Source organism: Bifidobacterium sp. RTP21102st3_E2_RTP21102_210122 (assembly GCF_040916945.1).
GTDB lineage: Bacteria > Actinomycetota > Actinomycetes > Actinomycetales > Bifidobacteriaceae > Bifidobacterium > Bifidobacterium longum.
This window is the reverse complement of sequence record NZ_JBCPAN010000007.1, coordinates 57,571-76,606: the sequence shown is the minus strand read 5'-3', so window position 1 is coordinate 76,606 and position 19,036 is coordinate 57,571. Positions and strand designations below refer to the sequence as shown.

The 19,036-nt window shown below is 58.9% G+C and carries 14 protein-coding genes; 9 read left to right on the top strand and 5 right to left on the bottom strand.

What is annotated here, in order from left to right; translation table 11 throughout:
• Nucleotides 1-8: 8 nt before the first annotated feature.
• The 3 genes from AB5287_RS08695 to AB5287_RS08685 form a co-directional block, all read right to left on the bottom strand.
• Nucleotides 9-650: an Eco29kI family restriction endonuclease gene (locus AB5287_RS08695; protein WP_059280600.1), complete on the bottom strand. Its 642-nt coding sequence runs from the start codon at nt 648-650 to the stop codon at nt 9-11.
• Nucleotides 637-1,845 carry a DNA cytosine methyltransferase gene (locus tag AB5287_RS08690; RefSeq protein ID WP_118088626.1) on the bottom strand — a complete coding sequence of 403 codons (1,209 nt, stop codon included), beginning with the start codon at nt 1,843-1,845 and terminating at the stop codon, nt 637-639. Before AB5287_RS08690 ends, AB5287_RS08695 begins: the two co-directional genes overlap by 14 nt.
• A 64-nt stretch (nt 1,846-1,909) precedes the next feature.
• Entirely contained in the window at nt 1,910-3,136 is a 1,227-nt protein-coding gene (locus AB5287_RS08685) for a site-specific integrase (protein ID WP_059280599.1), read from the bottom strand.
• A gap of 303 nt (nt 3,137-3,439) precedes the next feature.
• Between AB5287_RS08685 and AB5287_RS08680 the strand changes: the two genes are divergently transcribed.
• Nucleotides 3,440-3,721, top strand: a complete 282-nt coding sequence (locus AB5287_RS08680) for a hypothetical protein (RefSeq protein ID WP_013140164.1) — start codon at nt 3,440-3,442, stop codon at nt 3,719-3,721.
• Here the strand turns inward: AB5287_RS08680 and AB5287_RS08675 are convergent.
• Nucleotides 3,687-5,678, bottom strand: a complete 1,992-nt coding sequence (locus AB5287_RS08675) for a cell surface protein (RefSeq protein WP_007056508.1) — start codon at nt 5,676-5,678, stop codon at nt 3,687-3,689. The two genes, AB5287_RS08680 and AB5287_RS08675, sit on opposite strands and share 35 nt — an antisense overlap.
• Nucleotides 5,679-5,921: 243 nt before the next feature.
• On the opposite strand from AB5287_RS08675, the gene AB5287_RS08670 reads away from it, so the two are divergent.
• The 8 genes from AB5287_RS08670 (at nt 5,922) to valS (ending at nt 16,688) form a co-directional block, all read left to right on the top strand.
• A complete protein-coding gene (locus tag AB5287_RS08670) occupies nt 5,922-8,162 on the top strand; it encodes an alpha-1,4-glucan--maltose-1-phosphate maltosyltransferase (protein ID WP_013140162.1) in 2,241 nt (746 codons plus the stop codon).
• A gap of 227 nt (nt 8,163-8,389) precedes the next feature.
• A complete protein-coding gene (locus AB5287_RS08665; RefSeq protein ID WP_007054759.1) occupies nt 8,390-8,884 on the top strand; it encodes an inorganic diphosphatase in 495 nt (164 codons plus the stop codon).
• Nucleotides 8,885-9,117: 233 nt separating this feature from the next.
• Entirely contained in the window at nt 9,118-9,702 is a 585-nt protein-coding gene (locus AB5287_RS08660; protein ID WP_061870061.1) for a manganese efflux pump MntP family protein, read from the top strand.
• Nucleotides 9,703-9,810: 108 nt separating this feature from the next.
• Nucleotides 9,811-10,515, top strand: coding sequence for a hypothetical protein (locus AB5287_RS08655; protein ID WP_338714669.1), 705 nt, complete (start codon nt 9,811-9,813; stop codon nt 10,513-10,515).
• A gap of 178 nt (nt 10,516-10,693) precedes the next feature.
• Nucleotides 10,694-11,476 (top strand): response regulator transcription factor, encoded by a 783-nt coding sequence (locus tag AB5287_RS08650; RefSeq protein ID WP_007054758.1) that lies wholly within the window; start codon nt 10,694-10,696, stop codon nt 11,474-11,476.
• A 58-nt stretch (nt 11,477-11,534) separates the two neighbouring features.
• Nucleotides 11,535-12,221 (top strand): endonuclease III, encoded by a 687-nt coding sequence (nth, locus tag AB5287_RS08645; RefSeq protein ID WP_007051520.1) that lies wholly within the window; start codon nt 11,535-11,537, stop codon nt 12,219-12,221.
• Between the two features lie 61 nt (nt 12,222-12,282).
• On the top strand, nt 12,283-13,809 hold the full coding sequence (locus AB5287_RS08640) for an ABC transporter substrate-binding protein (RefSeq protein ID WP_007051521.1): 1,527 nt from the start codon (nt 12,283-12,285) through the stop codon (nt 13,807-13,809).
• A 143-nt stretch (nt 13,810-13,952) separates the two neighbouring features.
• A complete protein-coding gene (gene valS, locus AB5287_RS08635) occupies nt 13,953-16,688 on the top strand; it encodes a valine--tRNA ligase (RefSeq protein ID WP_347014168.1) in 2,736 nt (911 codons plus the stop codon).
• A gap of 225 nt (nt 16,689-16,913) precedes the next feature.
• On the opposite strand, the gene AB5287_RS08630 is transcribed toward valS, so the two are convergent.
• Nucleotides 16,914-18,968, bottom strand: coding sequence for a hypothetical protein (locus AB5287_RS08630; RefSeq protein ID WP_368221056.1), 2,055 nt, complete (start codon nt 18,966-18,968; stop codon nt 16,914-16,916).
• Nucleotides 18,969-19,036: the final 68 nt, after the last annotated feature.

The window sequence follows — 19,036 nt, the reverse complement described above, 5'->3', positions numbered from 1 at the left end:
ATAATGTGTCACTGCCGGAATTTCCTTTGCCACGTTTCCTCAAGCGCCTGTTCGGCTTCATCGGCAATTTCCTGTGCAGTTCTGATGTTGGGGGTTCCATTCATCGATCGACCGGGGTGCAGAGTGTCCCACAAAGTCTGCATACCTGTACTTCGTCCCTTGCCTTGGGCATGGTTGCCGAAACCGGTGACATGTGCATTCCATACAGGCTCATAGGCTGCAATCATTGCGGATTCGGCGACTGGAGCCCATACGAATGAAAGCGTAAGCAACTTGCATGCGAAGTCATTGATATTGAGATTGGTAACCGCTTCAATAGACTTCGCATGGTGCCGGACACGGTTGGACAGCCCCTTTTCAGGTTGGTTCTTATCCACGTCTTCCGGCCTCCATTGAGTCCCTTTTAGGGCTTTTGGCGCCGCCACGCCGATATAGATGGGCCAAGTTCCCGGCTGAGTTCGGTTTTGCTCCGCCAATCTGTGATAGGCATGGAACGGTCCGTCATAGAACAGCGCATAGATACCGTAGCCATCGAAAGATTCATCTCGAACGGTCGTCATCGGGTATAGTTCCGATGACATAATGGCACGGGCCAACGAATCCGAGAGAGCCGTATAGCTTAACGGGTTGAAGAACTCAGGCTGCTTCATGCTCCACCTCCGACAGCAACGAAAGTTCTTCGTTCATCTCCTTACGTGCCGTATCCTCATGCAAAGCGACCGCAACACTTGAAGCAACGACACGGGCAAGTTCGACAGGTACGGCGTTCCCAATCTGTCGAAGTGCTTCGCTCCAAGCTCCCGAAAACTCATACCCATCCGGGAAACCTTGAATTCGTGCCGCTTCTCGGGCTGTGTAGTAGCGAACATGTCCATTCGAGAACCTCATCATGTTCTCTCCCCCTGGAACACCATGCACGCCGGCTTTGATTGCCTTAGACGGCTCATCCAAGGGCGATCCTGTATGACCGGCATACATCTTTGCCCCAGTACGCAATACATGGTTCAGGAACTTCGCAGACGCTTTCTTTTCATGCGGGTCAGGAAGCCCCCAAAGAGCATCACGAACTGTACGCCATGGTCTCAGTGAAGAATCGCCGGCTTTCCCCTTAATTCCCGCTCCGGTTTTCATATTGTGCCAAGCCCAATAACGCCCGTCTTCTTGCGCCTCAAACAATGCAGCTTGCGAATGAGTCGGCCGAGGAAAAGACCATTGCGCTTCAACATCTGAGCGAAACCCAACCATAATTACTCGATGTCGTCGCTGAGCCACGCCGTAGTCTGCGGCATCCACAATGGTTGGAACCACTTCATAACGTAGTTCGTCATGAATCCCGGCAGTATGTTCTCTGCTTAGTCGCTCCGCGTGCTCACGCCATGTCTCATCTTCCTTAGCTTTAACAAGCGGGTGTTGCAACCGCATGAGAATGTAATCGTAATAGTCTCGGAAAGATTCACGGGTTAGTCCCTTGACATTCTCGACAATGAACGCACGCGGTTTGAGACGTGACAAGACTTCTGTATAGGCAGGGAACATATCTCTTGGGTCAAGGGCAGCTCTTGCAAGACCGCCCAAAGAGAACGGCTGACATGGTGGGCCACCGGCCAGTAAGTCAAGATCATCCGGCGCAAGAGACCAATCTACCTTTCTCACGTCGGACTCAATAATGGTCGTATCCCCAATCAAGGGATACCCCGCCGCCTGATTCAGACGTAGCGTCTGGCAACAGTTATGTTCCCACTCGATAGCGGCGACATGCTCAAACCCCGCCAAAGCAGTCCCGAGCATCAGCCCACCGCCTCCGGCGAAGAGCTCTATTGCGTTCAATCTTCCGTCTGTGTTCATGTCCCCTATCGTACCGAACAAGACAAGCAGCAAAACGCGCTAAGGCCGATTCTGCCAGCCGTCTTCACTCGTTCTCGAGAAGGCTCCCCATGAAATCCGCAGCTTTACGGTCATTCTCCCCGACTTCCTCGGCATAGATGTTCAGCGTCGTATTCAGGCTTTCATGCCCCAGTCGTGCTTGCACAGTCTTTGGGTCTACGCCACCTGCGACTAGCAGTGTGGCCTGAGCGCGCCGGAGAGCATGGAAATTGGGGCCAACATAACCGGATCGCTTCACTCGTTCGAGGCCTCGTTTGTCGATGTACTTGGTTTCGTTGGAGTAGTGCGCAAGTCCTTCCTTCACGTAAAACTTCCTACGCCACCGGCTGAAGTTATCGGGGTCTAGGAAATCGCACAGCTCATTACTGCATACCGGGGAACTAGATTGTTGGCCGATTCCGGCAGCCTCGAACATAGCTCGTTGCTTCAGCTTCCACTGCTTCAAGAACTCGATGGTTTGCCTGTCAATGGAGATTGTGCGGCGCGATTTGGCTGTCTTGGGGTCTTTGAGCACCTTCTCCTTGCCATACTGCTTGCGGATGCGCAGACGCGCACCGTCGAAATCAACATCGTCCCAGACCAATGCCAATGCCTCACCTCGGCGCAGACCAGTGGCAATGCCCAACCAAACCGCCACGATCCGGCCATCTTGCGGCTCCTGCTTGATCTTATGAACGAACGCCAAAGCCTGCTCCTTGGTGATTCGCGTCTCCTTACGCTTCTGCTGACTCACCTTCGGGCGCTTGATGCCTTCCACGGCATCGCACGGGTTGCGGTCTATCAACTCGTCCAAGAACGCTTTACGCATGATTTGAGATAATTTCATATGCACCTTGTGAATAGCATCAGGAGACGCCCCATCCTGCTCGGCCATACGCAGATAAGCATTCTCAATCTTCTTTGAGTCGAGGTCAACCACTCGCGTTTCTCCGAGGAATTTCACGATACGGTCAATTTCATGCCGGTCGCGTTCAATTGTAAGGTTCGACACCTTACCCAGCGCCTTGCGGTTTGCTTGGAACGCTTCTGCATACTCCCCCACGGTCACATTCTTACCGGAACGCTCATCTTCGAGTTCCTGCTTGTACGCCACCAAGGCAGCCGTCGCCTCGGCCTTGTTGCCGTTAACCTTGCGCGACTTCGACCAATGCCACGACTTGTGGTTTTCATCCGGCGCAAGACGCACGCGGATAGAGTACCTGCGGCCGCGCTCCAGCTCGGTGATCTGCCCCGACGTTTCCCGCTTCGCCATCTCGGCACCTCCTTCGTAGATGCCTTCATCTTATCAGATTTGGACAAATCTGGACAAAGATTTTCTGGACAAAAGTTGGACAAACCCACCAATCAGAACCAACTTAAATCACTCAACACGCCGCATTTTAAGCCATTGTCTCAATGTATACTAGACAATACCAATTCAGAACAACATGAGAAAACGTGGGCTCATAACCCAGAGGTCCATGGTTCAAATCCATGCCCCGCTACGAACGTGGTTATATGGCCGCTGATTTCGGTACCGAAATCAGCGGCCTTTCCGTTTACCGTGGCGATATGGATGAAAGGCGATCAGGCAGCTACGGTGCCCAGGGAAGTCGGCGATCATAAACGTCTCGTCATTTTCATCGCGGATCTTCAGTTGTCTAATCCACGGGAGGCGACAGGCGTGAAGTTTCTCAACGAAGCGGAAGCCGGGCACAAGTCGTATGTTACGATCGACTTCGTGCCCAGCTCCCGTTCTTCTGCTCAGAAGCGGAGTGTGGTTCACCATCCAGCCGACATCATCGGCATCATGCCGCAGCGGGTCAACGTATCGGCCAGCGCATCGTCCAGTGCTTGAATCGGTCATAGCGACGACGCCACCGAACGACGATGGACAGTATGGCGCCTATCGCCAGAGCTGACACGGCCAGAACCGAGGCAAGCGACACATCGCCACCCGTGACGGGCAGTGACGGGCGAGGGTTGGGCGTGGTTGCCTCCGCCGGCGCCGGCGGCGTCTCGGGTTTCTCCGGTTCGCACGGTTTCTCCGACTCGCATGGGGGCAACACCCGCACACGCTCCCAGGCATCGTCATACCGGCTGGACGCCGGGGAAACACGGTCATCCCCCTCGAACCGCCAGACGAACACGTACCACCCAGGCCGTTCGGCGGTCAGATACATAGGAGCGCCATGCGCGTCCAACGCCCCGGCGCCGATTTTGAACGTGCCGTTCATCGCGGGAATCTCCCAGGTGGCCAGCAACCGGTGGTTGTCGTCTTCCGTGGGAACCTCTCCCCCGGATGGCTTGTACGCCTCATCGTTGGAGGGGTTGTCGGGATCGCCGGACCACCATACGCTCACCGTCGCATACGGCCGATCCGCCGCGAACTCATACTCTTCGTTGCCGGCATACTGGCCATGATCCGCAGGGAATCCCGATACGGTAATGGTGTCGCTGAGCTCGGCACCGATATCCGCCGAATGCTCAGTGACCGTCGACATGACTTCTAGCTTCCTGCGACTTGTATTGCTTTCCGTAGCCTCCATAAACGGACTTATCCAGTCGCCTATAAGGTATTCCTGCGCCTGTTTGCTCTGCTCGGACCGCCGAAACACCCATACCCATGTGCCAAAACCGCTATTCTGCTTGGTCCGGTAAGCGGCACCGTCATCCGGCTTGGTCATGGCCTGCACACGTGCCTGCTGCCCCACCCCGGTGAAAGAGGCCTTGCCATAGGCCACCGGCTCATAACCCAAAGTCGCCAATCGCGCAAGAAAAGCATCGGCGCTCTCTTGTGCATTCGGCGTAATGACATTGCCCACATCGCCCGTATCAAGACCATCGAAATAGTATCCGCGGGCCTGCAATTCCAAATCGGGCACCCAATAACTGTCCGCATCCGCCACGCCACTGGTCACGTCATCGAACACCGGAGAAGCCACATCAAGCACCTTCTCGGAGACCTTGGTGGATACCGCCGGAACAAAATCCTTACGCACCCGAAATGTCGTCGACGCGCCGCCAGTGGAAGCCATCGAGTCAAAGGCCAGCATGTCCTGAGTGCTGTCCATGACGTGCATCCGCCCATACTCGTATGTGGTGTTCGCCGTCACCTCGCCGGCGCCGGTCGCCTCCCACGCGATCGAGGACCCGGCGCTCGTCGACACCCCCGAGAACGTGTTGCCGCCTTGGACGAACCGCGCCGCCCCCTGCAAGGTGACGGTGAACGGCACTCCCGCGATCGCGTCACCGGCGCGGTTCACCACTTTCACCGAGATGGAACCGCTGCGCAAAGCCTCGGCATCGGTGCGTTCCACCGTCGTGCCCGCAGGCGTCTTGCCGGCCGATTGATCCCATATCCGGGCCGCCTTCGCCACGATCTCGGGGTACCGGCCTTGAATGACCGCCATCTGTCTCGCCCACTCGTCCCGATCGCGCCCGAAGTGATCCTGCACGATGATGCCGATCGCCGCATGGGTGGCGGCATCCGTGTCGCGGTACCGGTCAAGGATCCATGCCATACGCCGGGCGTTCTCATCGGAGGCAAGCACCGTGGTGGGGCCTATCACATAGTCGCTCAGTTTCCCCGCTTCGATGCAGTAGTACTTGTTGCCCGAAGCGTCCAGCCCCGCGACACCGACGTAATATTCCATATCGTTGTATGGAAACGCCACGTGATATCTTTCGTCGGCGGGCGTCAACGTCGCGGCATACGCCGTATTCGCCGAGCCGAACACCACTCCCACCATTATTATCAGACCGGTCAGCATCGCTACGATGGCCATGCCCCGTTGCCGCCATGTCGTTATCATCATTCGTCCTTTCCTGGTACGTTTCCCCGCATACTGCACTGTGTGCGGGTAGGCCACGATCATGGCAGATTTTCATTCGCTACAGCCGGTTTTTCGACCTATGTGGTCCGAGCTTGCCGTTTGCCGGCGAGTTGTGGATAACTCTTCCGCCGAGTTATCCACCTCATGCGGTTGACCGAACGTTTACCTGATAGTTATCCACAATGCGCAACATATGTTCAAAAGCCCTTAGAATAGGGCCTTATGGCAGCAGTACAACATCGCGCGACCACGCGCACTAGTAATACCGATAACAGCACCACGAAAACGAAGTCAAAGGCGACTTCTGCCCGAAAGAGCCCCGCAACCAAGCGCAAGAGAGTCAGCGCCGAAACGGCACGCGCCGCAGCAGCGCTGAAAGGCCTGGCTGTCGAAGCCCCCGCACCGTCCATCGAAGCAAACGAGCCCGGCCAGTTCGGCCGCATCAATGTCATGGACATCACTCCCGCCGAGGAGCGCGGCATCTTCCCCGCCCGTGTGGAACTCGGCGAACCGTTTGAGATGACCGCCCAGGTGTTCATCGAAGGCCGTACCAAGGTGGGTGCCACCGCCATCGTGCGCAACCCGCGCGGCAAGGAAACCATGCGCCGGGCCATGACCTGCGTAAATCCCGGCCTCGATCGTTGGACCGTGATGGTCAAGTGCGGCGAGCACAGCGATCTGAAGCCTTGGGAGGATGGCTACGCGGCCGTCAAGCGTCAGCTCGGCGAATGGACCGTGACCATCGAAGGTTGGGAAGACGCGTACGTCTCCTGGCTGCACGACGCCCGCATCAAGGTGCGTGTGATGGACGACGTGGACAACGCACTCAATTCCGGTGCCGAGTTGCTGGCCCGTTGGGCCGAAACCCCGGACACCGGCCTGACCGCACGCGATCGCAAGACCTTGGAGAAGGCCGCTGAGACCATGGCCGATCAGACGCTGAGCGCCGAGGATCGTCTCGCCGCCGGCGACAACCCGACCATCGCCGCCCTGCACGAGACTCACCCGCTGCGCGACGGCATCTCCCCCAGCCAGCCCCAGCGCTTCAAGGTGGAACGCCCGAAGTCCAGCTTCGCGGCTTGGTACCAGTTCTTCCCGCGTTCCGAAGGCGCCACCATCGATCCGAACACCGGCAAGATCATTCAGGGTACGCTGAAGACTTCGATGGCCGGCCTCGAACGCGCCGCTGTCGAGGGCTTCGACATCGTCTACCTGCCGCCGGTCTTCCCGATTGGCGTGACCAACCGCAAGGGCCGCAACAACACGCTGGTCGCCGGCCCCGATGACCCGGGCTCCCCGTTCGGCATCGGCTCCGAGCTAGGTGGCCACGACACCGTGGATCCACTGCTCGGCACCATGGACGATTTCAAGGCCCTGTGCCAGCGTGCACATGAACTGGGTCTGGAAATCGCGCTTGATTTCGCCCTGCAGTGCTCGCCCGATCACCCGTGGGTCAAGGCCCACCCGAACTGGTTCCGCCACAAGCCGGACGGCTCCATCGCCTTCGCCGAGAACCCGCCGAAGAAGTATCAGGACATCTACCCGATCGACTTCAACGCCGACATGCCCGGCATCGAAAAAGAAGTCGAACGCATCATGAATCTGTGGATCGAGGCGGGCGTCACCATCTTCCGCATCGATAACCCGCACACCAAGCCGGTGCGTTTCTGGCAGGACGTGATTGCCGCCGTGACCAAGAAGCACCCGGAGATCCTGTTCCTGGCCGAGGCATTCACCCGCCCGGGCATGATGCGCGCCCTGAGCTACGTGGGCTTCACCCAGTCCCACTGCTACTTCCCGTGGCGCAACACCAAGGACGAACTGGAAGAGTATCTGCCGGTCACCAATGGCGACGACGGCTACTACCAGCACAACACCTTCTGGCCCACCACGCCGGATATTCTCACCGCTTACGTGCGAGACAACGGCGTAGCCGGCCACTGCGTGCGTGCGGTGCTGGCAGCCATGGGCTCGCCGTCCTGGGGTATCTACAACGGTTACGAACTCATCGAGAACAAGCAGCGCCCCGGCTTCGAAGAGCAGATCGACAACGAGAAGTACGAGGTCAAGGTTCGCGATTGGAGCAAGGCCAAGCAGTACGGCGTGGCCGAGATGCTCACCGCACTCAACAAGATTCGTCGCGCCCACCCGGCCGCGTTGAGCTACCACAACCTCACCGTGCTGCCTACGTCCGACCCGAATATTCTGGCTTTCGCACGCCACACGCCGGCCGAACTGACCGGTACCGGCCAAGCGGACACGCTGATTGTGGTCGTGAACCTCGATGGACACAACGCACACCAGTCGATGATTCACCTGGAACTCAGCGAGCTGGGTCTGCCCACCGACCGCCCGCTCAACGTGCGCGACGAGCTGACCGGCCGCGAATTCCAGTGGGGTTGGGACAACTACGTGTCTCTGGCTCCTTGGGCGGATGTGGCCCACATCCTGTCCGTGCAGTGATGCGGTACTGCAACGGTAATGCAACAGTGATGCCGTTGACGTGCATGGGTTTATCGTGCGCGTAAACCGCTAGAAATCCTCCCCTCAAGGGGAGGATTTCGTCTGTTTGGGCATAGTGTCGGCATAATCTCAGCACGGTTTCTTGAGTTCCGCACCTGTTTTGCAGGCGTAAACAGGGTATTGTGGTGAGACGATAACGTAACTGTCGATTTTCAAGGAGAAATGACATGGCAGAAACCTTCAACGTCGTTGTGGAAATTCCGCGCGGCTCCAAGAACAAGTACGAAGTCGATCACGAGACCGGTCGCGTCTTCCTGGACCGTACCCTGTTCACCGCAATGGGTTACCCGGATGACTACGGCTACATCGACGGCACCCTGGGCGAGGACGGCGATCCGCTGGACGCTCTCGTGATGATTCCGAACTCCGTGTTCCCGGGCTGCGTGGTCGAGTGCCGCGCCGTGGGCCTGTACCACATGGTCGACGAGGCCGGCGGCGACGACAAGGTGCTGTGCGTGCCCGCCGACGTTCGTTTCGATGACATCAAGGACATCGACGACGTCAACGAGTACCACAAGGCCGAAATCAAGCACTTCTTCGAGCAGTACAAGGCTCTGGAGCCGGGCAAGGAAGTCCTGCCGGGCGACTACTGGACTGGTGCTGACGCCGCCGAAAAGGAAATCATTGCCGCGCGTCAGCGTCTCGCCGATTCCGAGAAGTGATTCGATTCTGAATCGTTGACAGGAGGCCCCTTCGGGGGCCTTTTGTTGTATTTGTGGCAAAGCCGCTCTACTCTCCCTCAGTCGCAGTTTCACTGCGCCAGCTCCCCAACAGAGGGAGCTTGTATTTTGTGATACAGTAATGTTTTGTCTTTTCAACTAGGCGTAGGCGGCGTGTAGGAACGCTGGTCGAGGCCCATCGCACGGTAATCCGGCGATGAACCTTCTGTCACACCATGATTTCGATAATCATTCAAATCCTGCTTATTTCTGTTTCCGTAGCTATGGATGCATTCGCCGTATCCATTGGCAAAGGCCTGACCGTATCCCGCGTACGAGTACAAGACGCCGTGAAAAGCACCCTCTGGTTCGGCGGATTCCAGATGCTGTTCCCTATTCTCGGCTATTTCGCGGCATCTACATTCAGCAAATACGTAACCCAATTCGACCATTGGATCATCTTCGCCCTGTTGGTGTTCATCGGCGGCAACATGGTTCACGAAGCCTTCGAAGAAGATGAGGAAAACTCCAAGGAGACCGCCCAGTTCGATTGGAAGCATATGCTTCCCCTGGCCGTGGCCTGCAGCATCGATGCGTTCGCCGTGGGCGTGAGTCTGATCTTCATGTTCACCAAAGCCCATATGGCATTCGCCATCCTCAGCATCGGTGTGGTCACCGGACTGTTCTCCGCTGCGGGCCTGTACATTGGCCACGCGTTCGGCTCCCGCTGGCAGGAGCCGGCGCAGATCGCCGGCGGCGTGGTGCTGATTCTACTTGGCGTCAAAGTGCTGTTGGAGCATTTGGGCGTTATCGCGTTCTGATTTAGTGTCATAAGCCCCTTCACCAGAAAGGGCTATTTTGTTTGATTTCACCGTTCCAATGCCCGACGTAGGATTGGGATGGAAATTCGATTATCTGAGAGGCGTATCATGACCGAGATCACCCAGGAGGGTTGGAAGAACAAAGCCCTGAGCATGTTGTTGGCCCAACTGACGTCCTATGTACTGCTCATCGCAGCCACGGTCATTCCCTCCCCTGGCACCGTCCCCATCATCCCTTTGATTATCGCCGCTCTGACGTTGGCCGCATTTGTCGTGTTCTGGCCGTTCCGCGGCAGCATGCTGGATCGTATCGTCACTTTGGTGTTTGGCGCGATTTCTCTGATTTTCGTCATCGTACCTTTCCCGACCAGCGAGGTTCCGCCGGATCAGACCGCTGCGGATGGCTCGGTACTTCCTTGGTATTCATGGGCACTGGCCATGGGCCTGCTGCTGGTGGTGCTGGTGGTCTTCTCCTTCGGACGCCAGATGGCTCGTGAGAAGCGCGAACATCTTATCCGCGCACTCTCTCACGCCGTGACTTCCGGTGTGGCAGCTCTCGCCGTGGCCGGCTGGTGCTTCCTACCTGATTTGGGCGCGATGCTCGCCAAGGGCACCGTTGCGGGAACCGTTGCCCTGATCATCCTCATCGTTTTGGGACTGGCTTTGGCCGTGGCTTCCACGTTGTGGGTGCGCGACGCCGATCCGGACCCGGATATCCGTTATCCGTGGATCGGTACCGGCCTGATGCCGGTAATGCTGATGGGCGTGACCATCGCCGCAACCGCACTGGTGCTCGGCCGTATCATCGGTTGATGGACGTCCACCGTTCCATATTCCGCAAACTTGTAACCTATGTGTCCACTACAAGCGCGTAGAATAATGAAAACCGTGCGAAAGCGGCATAACGCCGCTGACGACTCGTACAGCCACACCGAGCAATTGCGTAACACATTGCAGGATAAGGGGGATTAGCGTGACGGATCTTACGTTGATGACTTTCGCCAGCGACCCCGCCACCGTTTTGCCATCACTCGCCCTGCTTTCTCATCGCGTCCGCGTACTGCCGATGGATGCAGCCAGCTTGGTGAAGATGCCGGAGAACACCATTCTGTTTCTGGATGCACGCGATGATCTGGCGACCGCCAAAACCTTGTGCCGCCTCATCCACGCTTCCGGCCTGTCCACGCCAATCGTGCTGGTGCTGACCGAAGGCGGCTTCACCGTGGTCAACTCCCAGTGGGGCATTGCGGATGTGGTGGTCGCCACCGCTTCCCCGGCCGAAGTCGAGGGCCGATTGCGATTGGTCTCCGAGCGCGGCAACGCTCCCGCAGCCGCAGCAGCCGGTTCTCCCGCCGAATCCACCACCACGGTGGAAGATGGCCAGATTCGCTCCGGCGACCTCATTGTGGACACCAACGGCTATACCGCCTCCCTGCATGGACGCCCCATCGATCTGGCATACAAGGAGTTCGAACTCCTCAAGTACTTGGTCCAGCACCCCGGCCGCGTGTTCACGCGCGCCCAGTTGCTGCAGGAAGTATGGGGCTACGACTACTACGGTGGCACTCGTACGGTCGACGTGCATATCCGTCGTCTGCGCGCCAAGCTCGGCGGCGAATACGAACACCTCATCGGCACCGTGCGCAACGTGGGCTACCGATTCGACCCGCCGGAGACGGATAAGGAAACTGCCGCCGCACAGCAGGCCGCCAAAGCATCCTCTGCCGCCATCGACACCGATGACGATACTCCCGATCTCAACACCGTCGCCTGACAGACCAGCGGCGCTGCAAACCATCAATCATCGATATTACGCCGCTTAGGTCCATACGATGAGAGAAACCAAATCCGCGCGTCTCACGCGCATGCATGACGAATACGACATTCTGCGCCAGGTGATTCCGGCACCCGCTTGCGCACTGCATTTCTCGAATCCGCTCGAATTGCTGATCGCCACCGTGCTCAGCGCCCAGACCACCGACAAGCGTGTCAACACGGTCACCCCGGAACTGTTCGCCACCTACCCCACCGCCCGTGACTTGGCGGCCGCGAACCCGGCCCAAGTCGAAGACATCATTCATCCGCTGGGGTTCTATCGTTCGAAAACCCAGCATCTCATCGGACTGGCCACGGCACTGGACGAACGATTCGGCGGCGTGGTGCCGCGCACGATGGATGAACTGACCAGCTTGCCGGGGGTCGGCCGCAAAACCGCGAACGTCGTGCTCGGCAACGCGTTCGATATCCCCGGATTCCCGGTCGATACGCATGTGATGCGCGTAACCGGACGACTGCGTTGGCGGTCGGATTGGCGGTCCGCACACCCCGATCCCGTGAAAATCGAGAAGGAAATCACCTCCTGTTTTCCGCCCGAAGAGTGGACGAATCTCAGCCACCGACTGATTCTGTTCGGCCGGGCCACCTGCCACGCACGTACCCCTGACTGCGCCAACTGCCCGCTGTCCGACACCTGCCCTAGCTATGCGCCGCCCGCCGGCAAGAGCACGTCCAAGCGCTAACTCATACCTCATCATGGTGAATTGCGGATTCTAGGCTGAATCCACCGCTAGACTGAAAACCATGCAGCACAGCAAGCGGGACAATACATGGTCCAAGTGGGGGATTTTTCTCGGAGTCGCCGTGGCACTCGGCGCACTCGTGGTTGTGGGATGGACGTTCATGCAAAACCGGTTCCAGCCGGGATCATCCCTCGATGCCGATGTGACCATTGGCATCGACGATATGCCGCAATCCTTGGATATTCGGTCCGATTCCTCTGCGGCAGCCGAACGCCTGCTCGTCGACAATGTGTATGAGACATTAGTGACCGTCGATCAAGACAACAAGCTTCAGCCGGGACTGGCGACAAGCTGGAAGACTTCCGATGACGGACTGACCGTCACCCTGACACTGCAATCGGGCGTCACCTTCTCGAACGGCCATACGTTGGACGCCTCGGACGCCGTGTGGTCGTTGCAACAGAACGTGACCAACAAGGTGGCGGACGTCGACGAATTGGGCGATCTGGCGTCGGTCGCCAATCCGAACGCCACCACGGTGGTCATTACGCTTGCCAAGCCCAATCCGACGCTGCTGCGAGCGCTGTCCGGCAGACTCGGCATTGTCTACGATTCCGAGTCGTCCAGTGCCGATTATCAACGCAAGGCCATAGGTTCCGGACCATTCACCGTGGCCGATTTCCAGCCTGGCCATTCCCTGAAGCTGGCGCGCAGCGATACCTACCATGGCACCAAAGCGGCCAGCAATGTCGTTGAATTTATGCAATACTCCGACGCCGATGCGCTCAGCAAGGCCCTGACCGACGGCAGTCTCGATATGGCGGCACCGGTTTCGGCTTCGACGGCCACCGGTTTGAACGGCAAGGATGGCCTGACCGTCAAGGAGGGGGCCACTACGGATAAGGTGCTGCTGGCCTACAACAACGGCACCGATTCGCTGCTCTCCGACGAACAGGCGCGTAAAGCCTTCCGCTATCAAATCGACGCAGCCGGCATCGCCTCCGCCCAACCCGACGCAGCCGGAGCATTGGGCGGCCCCATCAGCCTGCTGGAACCCGGATACGAAGATTTGACCGGACTGTACCCGCATGACGAAAACCAAGCTGGGCAGATGTTCTCCTACTTTGGTGCGCAATACCTGACTACGGTGAATCTGGTGGTTCCCGAAGAATACCGGTCGTTGGCCGAAACCATCAAGCAGCAGATCGAGCGGCAGCCGCGCCCCACGGTGAACCTTGAAGTGCTCTCCGATGAGGATTATGCCAAACGAATCAAGGACGGCAAATGGGAACTGACCGTGATGAGCATGGACGGCACGGATGATGCCGGCATATTCGCCGACCCCGATTCCATGTTCCATTACGACCATACCGAAGCGCAACAGGCCTATGCGGATGCTCGCGCCGCCACTAATGACGCCGATTATGAGGCACGAATGAAGGCGTACGCCCGGCTGATCAGCGAGGATGCGGCCAGTGATTGGCTGTATACCCGCAAATGCTTCACTGTGGCGTCCACCAAGGTCTCCGGCTACCCGACCTCGATGATCAATCGCCGCATGCCGCTGGCCGGGTTGACGGTGAAGTAGGCAACCTTCAGTCACGGACGGGCTACGCCCGATAGTCCTTGGCTCACTATCGTTCGATCGTTCGTACCTCGCCTGCGAACAGCCTACTGGGCTGTTTACTGTACAGTTCGGCTTGTCATGCAACGTGCATAAACTTTGGCCTTATGACTGAAGGCAAATCCATCATCAACGCCAACCTCACCCCGCTGCCCGACAAGGTCGGCGTGGACGGACTTGAGGACAAGTGGCGCACCGTCTGGGATGAAGACGGCACCTACAAATTCCGCAACACCCGCGACCGCAAGGCCGTCTACTCCATCGACACCCCGCCGCCCACCGTCTCCGGTTCGCTGCACGTGGGTCACGTGTTCTCTTACACGCACACCGATGTGATTGCGCGCTACAAGCGCATGCGCGGCTACGACGTGTTCTACCCGATGGGTTGGGATGACAACGGCCTGCCTACCGAGCGCCGCGTGCAGAACTACTATGGCGTGCGCGTGGACGTGTCTCTGCCTTACGACCCGGACTTCAAGCCGCCGTTTGAAGGCACTGATGGCAAGAAGATTGACGCCAAGGATCAGGTGCCGATTTCCCGCAAGAACTTCATCGAGCTGTGCGAGCGTCTGACTGCTCAGGATGAGAAGCTGTTTGAGGCCCTGTGGCGCAAGCTGGGTCTGTCCATCGACTGGTCGCAGACCTACCACACCATCGGTCAGCACCCGCAGCGTGTGGCCCAGAAGGCCTTCCTGCGCAACCTCGCCCGTGGCGAGGCCTACCAGCAGGACGCCCCCGGCCTGTGGGATGTGACCTTCCAGACCGCCGTGGCCCAGGCCGAGCTCGAATCGCGCGAATACCCCGGCTTCTACCACAAGGTGGCCTTCCGCTTTGAGGACGGCACCCCGATCTACATCGAGACCACCCGCCCCGAACTGCTGGCGGCCTGCACCTCGCTGATCGCCAACCCGAACGACGAACGCTACAAGCAGTACTTCGGCCAGTACGTCTACTCCCCTCTGTTCAAGGTCAAGGTGCCGATTCTGGCGCACCCGGCCGCCGAAATGGACAAGGGTGCCGGTATCGCCATGTGCTGTACGTTCGGTGATGTAACCGACGTCGAGTGGTGGCGCGACCTGAAGCTGCCCACCCGCCCGATCATCCAGCGCAACGGCCGTATCGTGATGGATACCCCGGACTGGATCGAGGACCCGGCCGGCCGCGAGGTCTTTGCCGAAACCGCTGGCAAGACCACGTTCTCCGCCCGCAAGATCATCGTCGACAAGCTGCGCGAGTCCGGCGATCTGGACGGCGAGCCGACCCCGACCAAGCGTATGACGAACTTCTACGAGAAGGGCGACAAGCCGCTCGAGATCGTCACCTCCCGCCAGTGGTATTTGAAGAACGGCGGTACCGACGCCAAGCTGAACGCCGAGCTTATCGAGCGTGGCAAGGAACTCGAGTTCCACCCCGACTTCATGCGCGTGCGTTATGAGAACTGGGTGCACGGCCTGAACGGCGACTGGCTGATCTCCCGTCAGCGCTTCTTCGGCGTCCCGTTCCCGCTGTGGTACCCGGTGAACGCTTCCGGCGAGCCGGATTACGATCACCCGATCACTCCGTCCGAGGATCGTCTGCCGATCGACCCGACCATCGACGTGCCGGAGGGCTACGACGAGTCCCAGCGTGATGTGCCCGGTGGTTTCACCGCCGAAAAGGACATCATGGACACTTGGGCCACCTCTTCGCTGACCCCGCAGATCGTGACCCACTGGGCCGAGCCGGACGAGGCCTCCAAGGCCCTGTTCGCTTCCACCTTCCCGATGGACCTGCGCCCGCAGGGTCAGGACATCATCCGCACCTGGCTGTTCTCGACTGTGGACCGCGCGCACTTGGAGAACAAGTGCCTGCCGTGGGCCCATGCCACGCTGTCCGGCTGGATTCTGGACCCTGACCACAAGAAGATGTCGAAGTCCAAGGGCAACGTCGTGGTGCCGAACGAGCCGATCGAGAAGTTCGGCGCGGACGCCGTGCGTTACTGGGCCGCCGCCGCTCGCCTGGGCCTCGATGCCACGTACGACATCGGCCAGATGAAGATTGGCCGTCGACTGGCCATCAAGCTGCTGAACGCCACCAAGTTCGCGCTGGCCATCGGCCGTGAGGACGAGAACCATCACGTGGGCGCTGCCGCCGAGGCCGCGTGGAACCCGGCCGATGTGACCGAACCGCTGGATCGCGCCGCTATGGCCAAGCTGGCTTTGGTGGTGCGTCAGGCCACCGAGGCGCTGGAATCCTACGAGCATTCCAAGGCGCTGGAAGTCATCGAGTCCTACTTCTGGCAGTTCTGCGACGACTACATCGAGCTGGTCAAGAACCGCGCCTATGGCACTCCGGACGAGCACGGCAATGTGCCGTCCGAGAAGGCTGTGAAGTCCGCCCGCACCGCTCTGGGTCTGGGCCTGGACGCCTTCGCACGTCTGCTGGCCCCGTACCTGCCGTACGCCACCGAGGAAGTGTGGAGCTGGATGCACGCCGGTTCCGGTTCCGTGCATCGCGCCGTCTGGCCGGTCGTGGACCCGTATGTCGAGGCCGCCACCGGTGCTTCCCCCGAACTGCTGACTTGGGCCGGCAAGGCCGTGGAGCAGCTGCGTAAGATCAAGTCCGAGGCCAAGGTCTCCATGAAGACCCCAATCCTGTCTGTGGCACTGTCCGCTGCTTCGGAAGGTGTGGAAGCGATTCACGCCGCCTTGGGCGATATCGCGCAGGCCGGTCGCGTGGTCGGCAAGTTCGACTTGGTGGCCAAGCACGCCGAGGAATCCGCCGCCGAAGGCACGCCCGAAACCGAGGTCGCCGTCGAAGCCAGCGAGCTCGGTGAGCCGCCAGCTAAGAAGCCAAAGCACTGAACGTTACGCACAACAACAGTAGGTCTCACGGCAATGCCGCTCGTTCCGAGCCTACGGGAAGCCCACCGGGCTTCCCGCTTAACGGCTCGGCCAGCTAAGAAGCCAAAGCACTGAACGTTACGCACAACAACAAAAGAGGGGAACCTATTGAGGTTCCCCTCTTTTGTTTTTTGACGTTCGGATGACACGACTGTGGGACGGCACGCAAATATCCCGCATACACCATCACACCGTCGGAATCACGATGAGATATCGGGTTTCGGCGGTTTTTTGTTGCGTATTGGGGCTGTCGAGCTGCGCGACGGCCTGCGCCAAGAGCGTGCCAGCATCACTGATTTTCACGGTCTCATTAATCAGCGCGTTCATATCGTGCTTGAACAGCGTGCCGCCAGTGCCAAAGCCGAACAGTACTGGAGCGGTGTCAAGATTGTTGCCGGAATCGCTGGCGTTGGAGGCCTTGCCGTTGCCGGAATCGCCAGTGTCGCTCGACTTGGCTGAGTCGTTCGTTCCCGAACCAGCGCTCTTAGACGAGTCGGACTTATCACCACCACCGATGGCCGAAGTAAGACCACCCGCATAGTTCATCACATCGCCAGCAGACATGGACATGGTGTCATCGACCAGTGAGGCCTTGGAATGCTGCGACTGCTGCTGTTGCGCGGCTTTGGCCTGCTTACGGGCGGCATCGGCCTTACGCTTGGCTTGGGCGACCCGGGTCTTGCCGTAGAACGATTGCGATTGCGAATCGACCAGGCCGGTCAGTGCCTGAGCCTCGGTCACCGGATCGGAAGAGATATCACCGGACGAACCATCACCATCACTGCCGGAAGCCGAGGACGCGCCGCCTTCGAACTGATCGGAGAATCGCAATACAATCTGGCGCAAGGCCGTGGCTTTGCCCGTATGCTCGGAGGCGGTGGCAAGCGTGCTCATCGCGGCATCGACCTTGGATTGAGCGTCGGCGAGTTCATCGCTACCGTTGGTTTCGGCGATGGCTTGGCTCTCGTAAGCGGTGGCGCCCGAGGACGTGCCGCCGGTCAGGGCGCTCAAATTGGCCGTGTAAACGTCCGTGTATTTCATCGAATACGGAATCATTGCGGCGGAGAGCTGGCTCTGGCCATCGGCGTATTGCTTGGAGCCTTGAGTGGCTTCCTCCGAAGCCTCGGCGATCAGATCATCCACCAGTCCGGTGGTGCCTTGCTGCTGGATGCGGCGAATCACCTCGTCCAACGCATCGACCGCACCGGCATGCTGATGTGCGGCACTGACGTTGTTCACCGCGTTGGCCAAGTCGAGTACGGCTTGAGCCAAAGGCGTGTCCCCGGACAGTTCGCCGGCCGTGCCCATCAACGCCGGCAACTGGGTGGAGGTGCCAATCGATCCAGACAGGTGCGTGGTATATGAGCCCACATACGCGGCCATATAGTCTTCAAACGTCCGCTTATGGGCGGTTTCGCGTTCGGCCACTACAGACTTGTTCAGCGCACGTTCGTTATCGCGCAGGGTTTGAAGCTGCTCGATGAGCTGTTGCTGTTCACCAGAACCGGCGTCGGTCAGTGAATCGACCAGTGTGGCGGCAGAGGCGGTGAGTTGGGCGACATCCGTATCGGCAGCAGGCTGTGCGGCAGCATTCGCAGCATTCGCGGCATCGGGATTAGCACCAACTGCCGGACTGCTGGAATTGGAAGGCAATACGGCGAGCGCCACGGAACTCATGGAGAAGTCTTTGGCGTTCATATAGCAGCTGAATTCCAAGCCGGTTGCGGCTTTTCCAGCTGCGGCGACTACGGTATTGGAACCTTGCGTGGTCACCGTAATGGAGTTGTCAGCGGAAACATCATCGGCTACCTGCGTAGGCACGGTAAAGGCGACAACCGGGATCGTACGGTTGGCTTCCTTGGTTTGCGGCTTAATATCGATATACACGCCGATCAGTCCAGACGCGCCGGCAACCTCGTTTGCCTCGACGTTCGGACCGTCAAGCGAGTAGGTGACGCTGACTTTCCATGGCAGGGTGGCGGCGGAAGCGGGGATACGAGAAACCTTGGACGTGCCGGAATTACTATTGGCGGAATCGGCACTGGCGCCATTGCCGGCGCCGCCCTTCCCTACCACATACCAACGGACCGGCTCCCCTTCGGCATCGGTGACGGCGTACATATCACTTGCCGTAGCGAGCACCGGACCGTAATCAACCGGAGTCGGACGAGACATCCAAGCACCGCCGAGAATCGAAGCCACGCACAATGCGCAACTGACCAGTGCGGCACCACATCTCATCTACGTATCCCATTCATACAGTCGACCACTACGGGCATTCCATTCCCGTATTAATGTAGTCGCTGCAG

Bases quoted from the DNA above. Each gene is read 5' to 3' on its own strand.
- AB5287_RS08695 (WP_059280600.1), bottom strand. From the start codon at position 650: ATGAAGCAGCCTGAGTTCTTCAACCCGTTAAGCTATACGGCTCTCTCG.
- AB5287_RS08690 (WP_118088626.1), bottom strand. From the start codon at position 1,845: ATGAACACAGACGGAAGATTGAACGCAATAGAGCTCTTCGCCGGAGGC.
- AB5287_RS08685 (WP_059280599.1), bottom strand. From the start codon at position 3,136: ATGGCGAAGCGGGAAACGTCGGGGCAGATCACCGAGCTGGAGCGCGGC.
- AB5287_RS08680 (WP_013140164.1), top strand. From the start codon at position 3,440: ATGAAAGGCGATCAGGCAGCTACGGTGCCCAGGGAAGTCGGCGATCAT.
- AB5287_RS08675 (WP_007056508.1), bottom strand. From the start codon at position 5,678: ATGATAACGACATGGCGGCAACGGGGCATGGCCATCGTAGCGATGCTG.
- AB5287_RS08670 (WP_013140162.1), top strand. From the start codon at position 5,922: ATGGCAGCAGTACAACATCGCGCGACCACGCGCACTAGTAATACCGAT.
- AB5287_RS08665 (WP_007054759.1), top strand. From the start codon at position 8,390: ATGGCAGAAACCTTCAACGTCGTTGTGGAAATTCCGCGCGGCTCCAAG.
- AB5287_RS08660 (WP_061870061.1), top strand. From the start codon at position 9,118: ATGATTTCGATAATCATTCAAATCCTGCTTATTTCTGTTTCCGTAGCT.
- AB5287_RS08655 (WP_338714669.1), top strand. From the start codon at position 9,811: ATGACCGAGATCACCCAGGAGGGTTGGAAGAACAAAGCCCTGAGCATG.
- AB5287_RS08650 (WP_007054758.1), top strand. From the start codon at position 10,694: ATGACTTTCGCCAGCGACCCCGCCACCGTTTTGCCATCACTCGCCCTG.
- nth (WP_007051520.1), top strand. From the start codon at position 11,535: ATGAGAGAAACCAAATCCGCGCGTCTCACGCGCATGCATGACGAATAC.
- AB5287_RS08640 (WP_007051521.1), top strand. From the start codon at position 12,283: ATGCAGCACAGCAAGCGGGACAATACATGGTCCAAGTGGGGGATTTTT.
- valS (WP_347014168.1), top strand. From the start codon at position 13,953: ATGACTGAAGGCAAATCCATCATCAACGCCAACCTCACCCCGCTGCCC.
- AB5287_RS08630 (WP_368221056.1), bottom strand. From the start codon at position 18,968: ATGAGATGTGGTGCCGCACTGGTCAGTTGCGCATTGTGCGTGGCTTCG.